This is a genomic window from Thermostilla marina, from assembly GCF_054657455.1.
Genome location: NZ_BAAHYR010000001.1, coordinates 3,264,268 through 3,278,402, shown reverse-complemented (window position 1 = coordinate 3,278,402; position 14,135 = coordinate 3,264,268). Strand labels below are relative to the sequence as shown.

The window sequence follows — 14,135 nt, the reverse complement described above, 5'->3', positions numbered from 1 at the left end:
GGCACTCATGAACGATGGCGAAACGCGGAGCACGCAGAAAACGTGGGTTCGGCGCGTGTTCGGGCGGTGGGAACCGCAAGATATTGCGCCGGTTGCAAGTCTTGCGGCGTTGATCGTCTTTTTTTCGATCGCTTCACCCGGTTTCTTGCGTACGATTACGATCGTGACGGCGCTGCAACAGGGGGCCGTATTGGCGATCGTTGCGGCGGGAATGACGTTTGTTCTGCTGACGGCCGAAATCGATCTGGCCGTCGGAACCGTGGCTTTGTGGACGGCCTGTTTTTGTGGTTGGTTGTTTCAGCGTTGGGCCGTATTGGAAGACGGGCACTATCATGCGACGTGGTACGTGATTGCCGTGTGCCTGGTGCTGCCGATGATTTCTGCCTTGTTGTTGGGGCTCTTCTCCGGCATGGTGACGGTCGCGTCGCGATTGCCGAGCTTCATCATCTCGTTGGCCGTGATGTTCATTTCACAAGGTGCGGCGAAGTATATTACCCGCGGGCAAGCGTTTCGGGTCCCCGAAATACTCAGCACGATCGGGAATCGAGGCATCGAGCATCAGGGATTGACGGTCTTGCCGTACAGTGCGATGCTGGCCGCCGTAGTCATGCTGATCGGGCACATCGTCCTTCAGTACACGCGATTCGGACGGTACGTGTACATGACCGGCGGCAACCGTCAGGCGGCGCGACTGGCTGGAATCCGCACGGGACGAATCGTCGTGGCGTGTCTGGCGATTTCAGCCGTCACGGCAGGATTGGGCGGTTTGATCAACGCCGGTCGAATGACCAGCGTCACGCTCGACCAGAATCAAGACTTGTTGCTCAGTGCAATCGCGTGCGTCGTACTGGGAGGAACGAGTCTCTTCGGTGGTGAAGGCAGCATGGGCAAGACGGTCGTCGGCGTAGCGACGTTCACCGTCTTGAACATCGGCCTCACGTTGATGCACATCGACGATTTCTCGCGTCAACTCCTCATGGGCGTCGTACTCTTGGGAGCACTTGTGTTGAACGGCCTGTTGGCCCGCACGCGACGTTGACGGCACACCACCGAGGAGTATGATCGTCGGTGCGGTGGCTGCGTTCCTCGCTTTCGAGGCTTCCACGCCGATGAACGTGAGCAAAACGTGAATGTCTTGTGCGAGATTGCGTCATGGAAGCGATTTGGCAACAGTTGCAAGGTCTTGTCCAGAAGGGGTTGGGAGGAATCTCGCCGGGGTACCTCTTGCTGATTGCAGCTCCGTTGCCGATTCTTTACGTGTTGCTGCGGATGTGGCGCCGTAGACGGAAAAAACCGGCGGTTTTGCCGGTCGATCTTTCCGTCGATGTGACCTCGCTGCCGATTCAGCCGCCCGTACCGGGGCAGATGCCGCAACTTGAGTTCGCAGGTCTGCCGGTACGATTGGGAGTGGTCGTGTTGGCACCTTCGGGACGTGCCAATCCTCTGCCGCCGCGCGATCAGTTCGACGCGTTGTTCGAGGCGGTCGTGCCCGGTTTGGCCGAAGTCGTCGCGAGGGATCGTCCCGCCGTGTACACGTGGCCGGAGCAATTGAGCAGCGAAGGCTTTGCCCGTTCGTTTTTTGCCAATGTTCCATTGCCCGGCGATCGCGGACGTGGGACGCCGTGGTGCTCCGTTGCCGGAATGGCTCGCTGGGGTGATCGACCATTTTTGGTCGGTTTGGTCATGATGGCGTCTCGTCCCAACAGCTTCGTTCCCGAGATCGTCGAACACGAAGGCGACTGGTATCGCCTTTTGCGAGTACGGTTCGATGCCTGACGTGACGGACAGGATCTTTTTTCGAGTGAACCTTTGAATTTGCCGCCGTTGTTCTGCCGGTTACTCTTGTGCCATGAAAAAAACGCCCGCCCAATTGCGTGCCGATGCCGTTCGAATTTGGCAAGCCGGCGTCGATGCAGTGCGCAGCGACGTCCTCGTGCGTGCTGCGATGCGGATCGACGGTACCCGTTTGTTGCTCGGCCGCGACGAAGAAATCGTTGTCGACTTGAAGACGGTGGCACGCGTGTGTGTCGTGGGAGCGGGCAAGGCCGGCGCCGGGATGACTACGGCCGTCGAAGAGGTCTTCGGTGATGCGTGGGCTGATCGCACATCGTTGCACGGGTGGGTCAACGTGCCGGCCGATTGCGTGCGCAAAACACGCTTCATACGGCTGCATGCGGCACGACCGGCGGGTGTCAATGAACCGCGTCCCGAAGGGGTCGAGGGAACGGAAAGAATCCTGAAACTTGTGGGGGCGCTGGGACCGAACGATTTGTGTATCTGTTTGATTTCCGGGGGCGGTTCGGCCCTCATGCCCGCACCGATTGACGGCATTACCTGGGAAGACAAGCTCGCCGTCACCCAGTTTTTGAGTGCCGCCGGAGCGAACATACGCGAATTGAATTGTGTTCGCAAACAACTGAGTGCCGTAAAAGGCGGCGGACTCGCCGCGGCCTGCGGGGCCGGACGATTGGTGTCACTCATCATCTCGGACGTCTTAGGGGACCCGTTGGATGTGATTGCGTCGGGACCGACCGTACGCAATACGGAATCCGCTTCGGAAGCGTTGGACGTGCTCGAGCGTTTCGGTGCCCGAGCGGCGGGGATTTCGGAGCGGGTGTTCGAGGCCCTTCAACGTGCGGTCGCTACAGAACGGCAGAGGACTTCCGGCAAGGCGGAAATCACGACCGCTTGCGGCGGGCAGGTCGAGAACGTGATCATCGGGAACAACGCGACGGCCGTCGATGCGGCAGGAATCGAGGCCGACCGGCTCGGTTATGCCGCAGCGATGACCAGCGCCGTCGAGTTGGAAGGAAAGGTTGAGGACGTCGCCGAACGCCACGTCGAGATGGCGCTGCGAATGCGCGAGCAGCCCGGCGTCGATTGCCTGATTACCGGCGGCGAACCGGTCGTGACGCTGGCCCCGAAAGAGATTCGAGGGGTGGGCGGCCGCAATCAACAGTTGGTGCTTGCGGCTGCAGCCATGTTGTGGGACGACGGCGCCGGTGATATCGCCGTGCTCTCCGGCGGCACCGACGGCGAAGACGGTCCCACGGACGCCGCCGGTGCCGTCTGTGATGCCGAGGTGATTGCTCTCGCAAAAGAGATGGGATTGCATCCCGAAGACTTTCTCCGCCGAAATGATGCCTATCATTTCTTCGACCAACTCGGGGCGTTGGTGCGTTGCGGACCGACGGACACCAACGTGTGCGATTTGCGGGTCGTGCTTGTTTCTCGCTGATGTTCTCGCCCGGCAGCCGATCGTGCAGCATTTGCCGAATATTCCGGCTTCGATGGCACGTTCGGCGTCCGATTTGCGGCATCCGCGATCCAGGATATTCGCGGTGAACTATTGTTGAATGAAGAGCCGCAAAGGCTTGCCGATCGTTGGTCAACGCTGCTGTCGATGCGTATTCAGTGGGGGAGACGTTATGCCCGTTACGTGGACCAAGCAGATGGCGACCGGTGTGCCGGAAATCGACGAGGAACATCGCCGGTTGCTCGAGCAACTCAACGGTTTTTTGGATTCCCTGCGCAACGGCAAGTCCAAAACAGTGCTGGGTGAACTGATCGACTTTTTGGGCGAATACTCCATGGAGCATTTCCGGCACGAAGAGAGGGTCATGGAGCAGTACGATTGCCCGTTCAAGGACGAGAACATCCGGCAGCACGCCGAGTTCCGGGACCGCTTGGCTGACGCTCGCAGCCGTCTTGAGCGGGAAGGTCCCACGGAGGAACTTGCTCACCATGTGAAGCTTGCGCTCTTCGATTGGATCGTTGAACACATCAAGGGGGTCGATTCGAAATTGGCCGATTCGGTAGCCGTGGAAGCGGAAAGACGCGTCGGCACCGCCTGGGAATGAATCGGCACGAGTCGCTAGAACCGAGTTGCTTGAACACGGCGTCCACTGCATGCGGTCGAGACCGATATTCGGTTTTGGCCGCATTTTTTGTATGAATAAAATAGTGCCGTTTCCAGTTCGGGAGTTTCACGTTTTTCGTGGGGACGGAAAGCGAACTTGGAGAGTACGCGGAGTTTCACAGCCCGTTGCAAAATCCCATTACGACTACGGCTGATTGTAGAGAATAGCGGCACGAAACGGCAAGGAACAAGTTTGTGGGACCAAAATTTTCCGACGGCACGATGCGCGGCCGCAGAAAAATGCTTCAGCAGCCGATGGTTCTCACCTGCCCGGGCTATTCCGGCTCGCGCGGCCCAAACTACCGCCGGGCCTTATTCGACCTTACACGATCCCCAACCCCCGCTTGTGCAACGGGCTGATAGCCTTGCGAATGGTGTTTCGGCACCTAGGCGTGCCTCTCGTGTATCAACGGAACCTTGCTTCGGCTTTCACGCTCCTGTTTTCAAAGGTCATCTCCAGTCTATTTCGGCCGTTCTGTTTTCCAGGTCGACGAATACATGGGCATGCTGGAATTCACGCTCGAATGTCCAGTCTTTCTGAACGGCATCGCCCTTCGGCGGGCCCAACGGTTTGTCAAACTCTGGATACCAGTCGAGTGAACCTTCTTCGGGATTCCAGCCCCAGCTATAGCAGAAATAGCAATGCGGCTGGGCACCGATGAGGAAACAGGCCAGCGGAAACGTAATGTCATTGCGCGCCATGCGGAGAACCTCGTCATGCGGGGTCGTTTTCATCTTCCCGCTCCTCCAGGCAGCCAGAAAACGCGGCCAGCCTTTGAAGATGATGATCTTCCCGTCTTTGGCGGCCTCTTGCATTGTTTTAATCGTGTTGGCCATGTATTCCTTGCTCTGTACACGGAGCCGATCGAAGTCATCGATCATGGCACCGTCGGTCACCGGCAGATATTCTTTGCCCAACTGCGAGCGACTTCCGTCATAGCCGTGCAGCGGATTGAAGATGATGAGCTTGTCGGGGCCCATCTTCTCTCTTGCGCTCTTGAGCATGGCAAACACGGCCTTATCCATGACGGCAGCCTTCTCGGCCCCGAGGTCACGACTGAAGGGGCCTCCCGGCGAGCCTGCCGTGGCGCCGTCGACAAAGATCCCGTCGCAGGAATACTTATGCACGGCGTCGGCCGCCGCATCCGACCACCAGTCCTGAACAGCCTTGCGAGTCAAATCGAAATACCTGGTGACCTGTTGCTTTCCACCCGGCATGTTTCGAGTGTGGAGAATGTACTCACCGGGATAGGCTGCATTCGAAATTTTCGATTGCCACTTCGGCTTATCGATGGCCCAGTAGAACAATACTGTCGCATTCGGGTTACGCTCTTTAATGGCGAGGGCGGCTTGCGCGGTGTATGTCTCAGCGCTGCCCTCACTGTCTCGGGGAAGCCGGCCCGCGGTGAGCGTAATGAAATTGAAATGCTTCGCGACAAAATCGTATTGCGCCGGTTCGAGACCGTCGCCAATGCCGAAGTGGGCGGACACCGGTACTCGGTCCCATTTGAATTCCGGGAGCGCTCTCTTCGCGGGCTCCTGCCGCTGCTGGCCAATGGCATGCATGACGGAGATCGCCGTAAACAGAATCATCCCCAAGACGTATCTTGCTTTCATGGCGTACTCCAGCTCTTCTTGAATCCAGGTTTTGTCTCTCGCTTTCCGCGTGAAGGGGATCGATCACGAAATCAGGATAACCGGCAGGAATAACTGCTCCATCCATGCACAGATGTGGCGCTTTGTCAGGTTCTTTTCTCGTGGCCGAAGCTGCCGGGCGTTCCTATTCAGCCCGCAACGATCCCCAACACCGCTTTCTCCAGTCTGCGGGCGATTGTAGAGAATAGCCGCGCGGAACGTTGAGAAACAAGCTTCTGGAACCAATTTTCCGACGGCACGATGCTGGGCCGCAGAAAATCGTTTTTTGACAGCCGACGTTTGCTATCCCAGTGAAATCCCGGAACCGGCAAGTATCGCCTTCTGATAACAGCCCGTTGCACGAGCTGGTTTTGGGGATCGTGTGAGGTCGAATAAGGCCCGGCGGTAGTTTGGGCCGCGCGAGGCGGAATATCGACAAACCGGCGTCAAAAAGCCGCGCATGCGGCCCAATCGGCCGAATAGTGACCTGGTGTGAAGATAAATAGCCACCATGACAAAATAGAAAAGACAGAGGACGCGAGTCAGGCTCCGCGGCGAGGCAAGGCCGAACAGCAAGCGCAGGATCACCGCCAGGTTGTAGCCCATCACCCGCACCAAGTACCATTTCCTGACTTCCGTCAGGCCCCGCAGCTATACCCGACGACTACCGCCGGTATCGCAGACGTGCGCGAACGTCCGCTCGCAGACCTCCGAGCGCTTTCGCTGAAGCCGTTTCCCGCGGGCTCCCAGGCAACGCCGGCGGTTCGCGCGATACGCTTCCTCGTGCTCGCTCGGCTTGTCCGTCCAACGACGCTTGTGCCGAAGACGCTTTTCCGGAATGTACGTCCGCCAACCCTTTACGTGTTGCAACTGCGAAAGCGTTGCCGCCTTGTGATAGCCCTTGTCCGCGACCACCTCCTCGGCCGGCGTCATGTTCGCTTTGATCGCGACCTTGTCGGCCGTCGCCAACGTCTCTTCGATGCTCGCCGTGTCGGCCATGTACACCTCCGCCGCCAGGATCATCCCCGATCCGAGTTCGACCGCGTGCTCCGCCTTGTAGGCCATGTGGGTGCGGCCGTCTTTCAGCTTGGCGATCCTCGCGTCCGGATCGACCGACGATTCCCAGTCCCGGTTCGAAAGCCTCTTGTCTTGCCGCTGTCGGTCGAAACGACGCAGCTCGTCGTCGGTCGGTTCGTCTGCCTCGGGGTTCTCTTCCATGTAGATCTTGCGGACAAACTCCTTCCAGCTTTCTCCTTCCTCTTTATGTTGCAGCGACTTCAAGGCCGCATTGCCTTCCAGGAAGGTCGCGTCGACGCCCAAGGTCTTGCCGCGCAACAGGCCTTCTTTGCGGGCGATCTCGACGACCATGGCGAACAGCTCGAAAAAGACCTCCAGCGGCAGGCGTTGCCGCGTGCGGCTGAGCGTGCTGTGGCACGGCGTCGGTTCCGTGATCTCGCAGCCCAAAAAGATTCTGGCCGAGAGGCTGTCGGCACAGCGGGCGGCGATCCCGCGTTGCGAACCGATGCCCTCCAGAAAACCGAACAGAAGCATCCGGATCACCACGCCGATCGGTGTCGAGGGGCGGCCGGTTTGGGCATAGTACGGGGCACACAGTGCTTCCGCCCGTTGATCGAAGTCGTGTTTCGCCAGAAGCGCGTTCAGCTTGCGATAAAACGCGGCACCCGGCGGTTCGGGGATTTCATCCCGGCGGATAAACAGCGTCGGCTGTCGAAGCCTTCTTCTGCGTCCGAGCATTGTGTCGTCAGAATCTTGGTCCCAGAGGCTTATTCTTTGTCCTTTTGTGCCGCTATTCTCTACAATCAGCCGCTAGCTGCAAAGAGGTTTTACAACGGGCTGTTAGCCTTTTCAAAAGGTTACGCACCCTCCGCACGTCTTCTCCCGTGTTCCAGGTGCCCGTTCCGGGCCAGCATGGTCACGACAAAGCACCCCGGCGGCGGAAGCTAGGTGAGATAGGCGTTTTTCAGAAAGTGCAGGTAGTACTACAACGCACGGTGAGTTGACTCCCACAACATCTTTTGGTGGCACCATCGGCCCTGGCACAGTATCTGGTGGTTGCGTCTGGCTATTTAGTGAGCCCTGTGCTGTAGAAGTAGCCAGGCGCAGATAACGTTTGATGAAGGCGGCGAAGTTTCGCGACGTTCTCTCAAAGCGCGAGAAGATGCGACGGGCTTCCTTCAGCCAGCCAATCAAACGCTCGACGATGTTGCGCCGCCGGTACTTCCTGCGGTCGAATTTCGCAGGCCGCGCCGCGCGGTCTTCATGCTCCTTTGATGGGATCAGCGGCTGGATGTCCCGCTCGAGCAAGTATGCGTCGATGCAATCGGCGCGAGATCTGACTCATCCCCAGTTTTGTGGCCGGGAGAAGAAAACTGGCGGTCCCTCGTAATGCGTTTTTTGGTAAGAGGTTAGCGTTGGTCGACCGCCGCCGGACCGTTCGTGGTCGACGGCCCCGAGGGCGCGTTCGCCTTCGCTTACGGCGACTTCAACGGCCACGTCCGCTCCGCCTCCGGCGACGCCGGCCTGGTTGCAATCGGCAACGCTGTCGGCGACACCCTGCTGGTTTCCGCCGGCGCAAGCGCCGGGCTTTGGGTCGTCGGCGACGCTCTCGGCCGCCTCCAGGCAGGCCAGTATGGCGAAGTGCTGGCCCTCGGCTCCTTCCACGGTCAGGCGTCCGCAACAGCCGACCTGTTCCTGGGCAGCGAAGGCACCATCAGCGGCTCGGCCACCGCCGGCGGCGATCTTGCCGTCTTCGCCTTCGGTTCGGTAACCGGCAACTTCCACGCCGGACGCGACGCGGCCGTACAAACCTACGGCGATTTCGCCGGCAGCCTCTCGGCCGATCGCGACCTGGGCGGCGGACACTGGAACTACTACGGCACGCCCGCCCTCTGGGCACGCGGCGATATCACCGGCTACTTGCACGCCGGACGCAACATCGGCTGCCACGACCAGTACTACGACTACGTTTATAGCTCCTCAAGTGACTACGACATCTTCGCCTTCGGCTCGATCGACGCGGTAATCACCGCCGACAATCCCAGCGGCTCCGAACTGGGCGGGCGGATCGGCAGTATCGGCAGTTGGGGAGCGGTTGACGGTACGGTTCGGGCAGCCCATTCCATCGGCCGCATCCGCGCCGGCGGCGAAGTATCCGCCGAACTTATCGCCCCGCAGATCGGGTCGGTGGTGGAGAATGACCCGAGTATCCAAACCGACCATCCCTGGCCGGAACTCCCCCCTTCGGTTGTCGACCAAGTGCTGGCAGACGCCCAACAAGCGTACCAGGAGGTGCTTACCGCGCGGGATGAGGTGGCCCAGTCGATCGACCAGCTTCTGGGCGACTTTGCCGCCGAGCGCACCGCGGCTCTTGAGGACTTGGCCGCCACCATTGCCCAGACCGACGCGGCGATCGCCAACACCGCCGAAAAGCTGGCCCAGTCGGTCGCCCGTGCCAAGCAGGATGCCTACGATTCGCTCTACTCGGCCCGGGAAGCCTTCCGCCAGGGTCTTGAAGAACTTCGCGCCCAGGTCCATGCGGAAAAGGAGGCGCTAGGGCAAATCATCCAGCAAACCCAGCACGCGGCCAGCGCCCATTGGTGGTCGTTGTGGTTCGGCCAGATCGGCATGTACGTCCGCCTGAGGGAACTGGACCGGCGGCTTGCCCGGTTGTGCCAAGAGGACGAACGCCTTTCATTACGTTTGGCCCGAGCACATGCCGAGGCGTTTGAGCAACTCGAAAGGTACATCCTCTTCCAGCGTGATCCACTCGGTCTGATCGCCGAATCTTTCTGGGAGGCTTTCGGGCACCTTGTCGATCGGGCTGCCGACGCTCTTTGGGAGCTCTGGACCGGCCCGGGCGACTGGCTCGACAAGGTCGATCGCTTTGCCGCTGGGTTTGCCGACATAGTCTCCTTCGGCATGACCACCAAGCTTCGCGAGTTGCTTTACGGTGAAATTGCCACGCGGAACCATCAGGGCATTGCGTTCCGGCTCGGTCAGGTGGCGGGCATCGTGCACTCGATTGCCCTCGGCTACCAGGGGGCACGCTACGCAAGTGCCGTGGCGGCGGGCACGGCAGAACAATTGGCCGGTCGCTGGGCGTTTGAAACTGCACGGTATTACATCGTCGCAGGTAACCTTTACGGGCTGGGCAACAGCACGTATCATCTCTTGGCAGGCGACTTCCGCTGGCACCACACGCTGGGCTTTTTGCCCCTGGGAGGCTTCCTGCTCAGTCGGGCAAAACCGACGATGTCGATCCTGTTTCGTTCCGGCCGACCTTTCCATGTGTACTACGGTGCGATGGGGCGATACCTCCACGCGATAGGTGACTATTTCAACATGACCGTCGAGGAACTGCCGCTTTGGAGGGCGAGCAGGTGGTTCGACGACACGTTCCGGATTATCAAGCTTCCGGTGCTTTTCCCCCGAAGCTGTCGTGCGGCCGGGAATCGGTGCCTGGTCGTGCCTCACGTCGGCGATCCACGCGTTTTTCCGGGGGTGGTGTCCTTTTATTTGACCGCGACCAGTCGAGTGCACGGTGAGCCGTCATGCAACTGAGCGACTATTATCGTTACCAAAGCCGCCGATACCGCTTTCCAAGGCAATTGTACTTCCGGCGGAAGTGTGTTGCTGTGTTGTTTCTCCCCGCGACCGCCGCCAACTCGCTGCGCCAATGTCTCCATGACGCCGGTTTGGAAGTTACCCCAACAGAGCCACCGTCGCCAGAACAAATCGCGCGAATGTGCGAGTTTCTGGGGCAACGGGCACCGTCCGAGTCGGAGCTGGAAAAGGACTATGCTCATGTTATCGGCTTGCGGTGCAAGTATCGTGACGTCGTGGTTGATGTAGACATTGTCCGCGAAAATGACAGAAGGTGCGTGATCTACTTGCCAGAGTATCCGACTGAGGACCTTTCTCACGCCAATGTGGAAGAGTTGTTTGCACGGCTTGTCGGCACGCTGGTCGGCCACGGTGGTACGTGGGCGCACACAAATTCCCGGGAACCGGCCGACATCACTTGGCCCATAATCGCCGTCAGCCGATCGGGCGACATCCAGAGCTTTGCCAGTTGGGCCGAATTGTGCGTTGTCCCAGCGCGCGCTGTACACTTTGATTGGTTCCACCAGGCGTGGTTCGTCGATGCAGCGCGAAAGAGTTATGTGATCGAGGGGGCGCGACTTGCGCAGCCACCAATCGGCATTCGAGCACTCGTCCGCTGGTTGTTCAATCTACCGGTGGAACTGGAGCTGGTAGGGTTAGCTGAAGGAGAGGAACTTTCTCTCGACGAAATTAAAGTCCGCCTTGCCGACACGATCCGCCGGCGCGACCAAGCCAATTGGGTTCCCCGCTGGCGCACCGAGGCACTGGTCAAACTCGTCAACTGCTGCGACTCGTTCGAGGAACTGGTCGAGCTGACCACCTGGCTGTGATGCTACTGCCACACGTCGGTCGTCACAGCTTGCCCTCTGCTTGACGACACAGCACAGCCAGGGGTTCGCTGTCCCCCTTTACATCCGTACTTTTCAAACTTTCTCTGACGCCCACAAACGCGGCGGTCTTGCTTTTCTTCCTGTCGCGACACAGCCGCCGCTTCCGTTTTCTCTTTCTTTTGCACCTTCCACCAGAGGCTCCGGCAGCTTTGTGCTCCGGTTGTCGATGTCCGCAAGAGTAGTGAGCCCTTGCTTCGTTGCTGAAGTGCGGGGAAAGCAGTCTGCGGCTGGTCACCGGCGGGCCATTACTTCTGTGACGGTCGCTAACCTCGAACCACGAAAAACGGTCGTGGGGCGAATCATCCAGCAGGCCCACGACGCTGCCAAGGCCCAGCACGACGCCCTCGCTGCTGTCCAAGCCCGGCTGCCCGAGATGCTTGCCGATTTGGACCGGCAGCTTGCCCGGTTGTGCCAAGAGGACGAACGCCTTTCATTACGTTTGGCCCGAGCACATGCCGAGGCGTTTGAGCAACTCGAAAGGTACATCCTCTTCCAGCGTGATCCACTCGGTCTGATCGCCGAATCTTTCTGGGAGGCTTTCGGGCACCTTGTCGATCGGGCTGCCGACGCTCTTTGGGAGCTCTGGACCGGCCCGGGCGACTGGCTCGACAAGGTCGATCGCTTTGCCGCCGGGTTCGCCGACATCATCTCCTTCGGCATGACCACCAAGCTTCGCGAGTTGCTTTACGGTGAAATTGCCACGCGGAACCATCAGGGCATTGCGTTCCGGCTCGGTCAGGTGGCGGGCATCGTGCACTCGATTGCCCTCGGCTACCAGGGGGCACGCTACGCAAGTGCCGTGGCGGCGGGCACGGCAGAACAATTGGCCGGTCGCTGGGCGTTTGAAACTGCACGGTATTACATCGTCGCAGGTAACCTTTACGGGCTGGGCAACAGCACGTATCATCTCTTGGCAGGCGACTTCCGCTGGCACCACACGCTGGGCTTTTTGCCCCTGGGAGGCTTCCTGCTCAGTCGGGCAAAACCGACGATGTCGATCATTTTCGGTCCCGGTGGCGGCAGGTTTCGTATTCATGTGATTTTCATTGCAAATCGCCAGGTGGCTCACGCGACTGAAGTGTTTGAAAACGGTCTGTTCTTGCTCAGAGTGACGCCGTACGAGAATGGACCAAGATTCGTCGACAAAGCGTACAGGATTTGGAAGCTTCCGGTTCTGTTTCCGGAGTTGGTCGTTAAGTACGGTCAGCGGGCGAGGTCGTGCGTGACTGCTGCGTTCCACGGGTTCTTTCGTGGTTGGATACCGCTGTTGCCGTAGGCCATGACACCGTCATTGGGTTCAATCATGCCCTCTCCCGCTGCGAACACCTTGAAGAGAATGACAATCGCTGGGCGATCGGTGGTATCGCACTATCGAGACCGCAGTCGATGGTGTGGACCCTTGCCAAATCTGTACCTACCGATAGAGGTTGCGCAGAACTGTAAGGACTTATTGCAACAGGAGGGCATAACTGTTGTTATCAATCCTCCGCTTACCCCGGAAAGACGACGTGAATTGGAGGAGCGTTTTCAGATCGAAATCCCGCCGCCCGACCCAGAAGGCTTTTCCTATCGGTGTACTCGAAGTGCCGGCACCGTCGACCTTCAGTTGGAGCTGGATCGGAAATCCCGCCGTTATGTCGCCACCATATTTCCGGTTCGGCAAGCACCTCGGCGCCAGTCTGACGATCTGGAACTAGAGATTGTGCGACTGTTGGAAGAACACGGCGCACGCTGCATCGACATCGGATCAGGACCGTTGGCAAGACTGCAAATGCCCGCAATCGGCATTACGAGATCGCTTGACCTTGTATCCTTTCAGTACCGGAAGGAAATCTGCTCATTGCCCCTCCGACTGGCATGGAGAGGGCACTATGTGGGTCTCGAACTTATCGACATTTCCGGGCGAACACTGCACGTGCAGCAAGTAGAGCTTGTCCAACCAAGAACTTTTCTGGGCAAGGTATTCTGTTGGCTAACGAATGGGAACGCGTGGACCCGGGTTGTTGAGGCTACCGAAGGTGACCAACTCACGCTCGACCAGATCAAAGCACGCATCATCGACACCATCCGCCGTCGGGACGAAGCGCAGTGGGTACCCCGCTGGCGCACCGAGGCACTGGTGAAACTGGTCAACTGCTGCGATTCATTCGAGGAACTTGTCGAACTGACTACCTGGTTGTGAAAGCGTGACCTTCTCGCCCGTACTACTGACCGTCGCGAAAGTAGTGAGCCCAGGGCGACCAGCGGGAGCCCGGTTTTCGCGGCGTTTGCTGAGGCTCCGAGGGTCCACTACTTTTGGGAGGATCAATAACGGGTAACCTTGTGTGCGGCTGAAATGTTGTTGCGCGATTGGGGAAAATGAGTAAAACAGGGCGTTAGGATTTTGATTGTAATTGAAGTTTCCTAACGCCCTGCGAGGTAAACGATGGCCATTGTAGTGGACGCGGCGAATCGTGAGCAACTGCATCGGTATCTGGATGTGATGCTGGATCGACTTCCTTCGAAGTTGCGGGATTTGGAAGAGGCGGAAAAGCAGATCGAGGAGGGGCTGCGTGAGTTGGGCGAAGCGACCATGCAGGCCTGGGCCGACTCGGCCGAGACATCGGAGGCTCCGCCGGAATGCCCGAACTGTGGTACGTCGATGCGGCACCGGGGCCTGGTGCGGGGGACGCTGGCAACACGGCAGGGGCCATCGAGTGGCGCCAGCCGCTGCAAGCAGGCAGTTGGCCCTGCCTAATTCGACGGCGATTGTGCCGACCTCTGGGAAGCCCATCTCCGCCCAGCCGCCTAAACCCGCCACAATCCACCAGCCGCACGCCCGCTTCCCCGCGGAGCAGTCGATCGCAGAACATCGGGAGCAGCTTGGGCCCACGCAACCGAAGCGGTCGCCCACACCAAACCAGCCAAGACGCCGGCGGAAAAGTAAGAGGTTCTCACGTCCAGCACTCCTTGCTGCCAACGAAATCTTCCTTGAATGGGAGTGCCTCGCCGTGCGAGAGCCTACCGCACCGGATGGCGGCCCACGTCAACGCTGCGAGGCGATATTGGTGCCGGGAAGCGGCGACAGG

The 14,135-nt window shown here is 59.3% G+C and carries 11 protein-coding genes; 9 read left to right on the top strand and 2 right to left on the bottom strand.

Going from position 1 to position 14,135, the window contains the following annotated elements:
- Positions 1 to 7: 7 nt before the first annotated feature.
- The 4 genes from ACYQ2I_RS11995 (at position 8) to ACYQ2I_RS11980 (ending at position 3,860) form a co-directional block, all read left to right on the top strand.
- Complete coding sequence (locus ACYQ2I_RS11995; protein ID WP_460167255.1) at positions 8 to 1,039, top strand: ABC transporter permease; 1,032 nt, start codon at positions 8 to 10, stop codon at positions 1,037 to 1,039.
- Positions 1,040 to 1,152: 113 nt separating this feature from the next.
- Positions 1,153 to 1,776 (top strand): hypothetical protein, encoded by a 624-nt coding sequence (locus ACYQ2I_RS11990; RefSeq protein WP_460167254.1) that lies wholly within the window; start codon positions 1,153 to 1,155, stop codon positions 1,774 to 1,776.
- Between the two features lie 73 nt (positions 1,777 to 1,849).
- Positions 1,850 to 3,238, top strand: coding sequence for a glycerate kinase type-2 family protein (locus ACYQ2I_RS11985; protein WP_460167253.1), 1,389 nt, complete (start codon positions 1,850 to 1,852; stop codon positions 3,236 to 3,238).
- A gap of 118 nt (positions 3,239 to 3,356) precedes the next feature.
- Positions 3,357 to 3,860, top strand: coding sequence for a bacteriohemerythrin (locus ACYQ2I_RS11980; protein ID WP_460167252.1), 504 nt, complete (start codon positions 3,357 to 3,359; stop codon positions 3,858 to 3,860).
- A 509-nt stretch (positions 3,861 to 4,369) separates the two neighbouring features.
- Here the strand turns inward: ACYQ2I_RS11980 and ACYQ2I_RS11975 are convergent.
- Together ACYQ2I_RS11975 and ACYQ2I_RS11970 are read right to left on the bottom strand one after the other, a co-directional pair.
- Complete coding sequence (locus ACYQ2I_RS11975) at positions 4,370 to 5,536, bottom strand: putative glycoside hydrolase (RefSeq protein WP_460167251.1); 1,167 nt, start codon at positions 5,534 to 5,536, stop codon at positions 4,370 to 4,372.
- Between the two features lie 669 nt (positions 5,537 to 6,205).
- A complete protein-coding gene (locus ACYQ2I_RS11970) occupies positions 6,206 to 7,309 on the bottom strand; it encodes a transposase (protein ID WP_460167250.1) in 1,104 nt (367 codons plus the stop codon).
- 702 nt (positions 7,310 to 8,011) lie between these two features.
- Between ACYQ2I_RS11970 and ACYQ2I_RS11965 the strand changes: the two genes are divergently transcribed.
- The 5 genes from ACYQ2I_RS11965 (at position 8,012) to ACYQ2I_RS11945 (ending at position 13,804) form a co-directional block, all read left to right on the top strand.
- Positions 8,012 to 10,135: a hypothetical protein gene (locus tag ACYQ2I_RS11965; protein ID WP_460167249.1), complete on the top strand. Its 2,124-nt coding sequence runs from the start codon at positions 8,012 to 8,014 to the stop codon at positions 10,133 to 10,135.
- On the top strand, positions 10,126 to 11,007 hold the full coding sequence (locus tag ACYQ2I_RS11960; RefSeq protein WP_460167248.1) for a hypothetical protein: 882 nt from the start codon (positions 10,126 to 10,128) through the stop codon (positions 11,005 to 11,007). Before ACYQ2I_RS11965 ends, ACYQ2I_RS11960 begins: the two co-directional genes overlap by 10 nt.
- A gap of 349 nt (positions 11,008 to 11,356) precedes the next feature.
- On the top strand, positions 11,357 to 12,343 hold the full coding sequence (locus ACYQ2I_RS11955) for a hypothetical protein (RefSeq protein WP_460167247.1): 987 nt from the start codon (positions 11,357 to 11,359) through the stop codon (positions 12,341 to 12,343).
- Positions 12,344 to 12,466: 123 nt separating this feature from the next.
- The gene (locus ACYQ2I_RS11950) at positions 12,467 to 13,249 is read left to right on the top strand and encodes a hypothetical protein (protein ID WP_460167246.1); all 783 of its coding nucleotides are present in this window, start codon (positions 12,467 to 12,469) and stop codon (positions 13,247 to 13,249) included.
- 243 nt (positions 13,250 to 13,492) lie between these two features.
- Positions 13,493 to 13,804 (top strand): hypothetical protein, encoded by a 312-nt coding sequence (locus ACYQ2I_RS11945; protein ID WP_460167245.1) that lies wholly within the window; start codon positions 13,493 to 13,495, stop codon positions 13,802 to 13,804.
- The last annotated feature ends 331 nt before the right edge of the window (positions 13,805 to 14,135 follow it).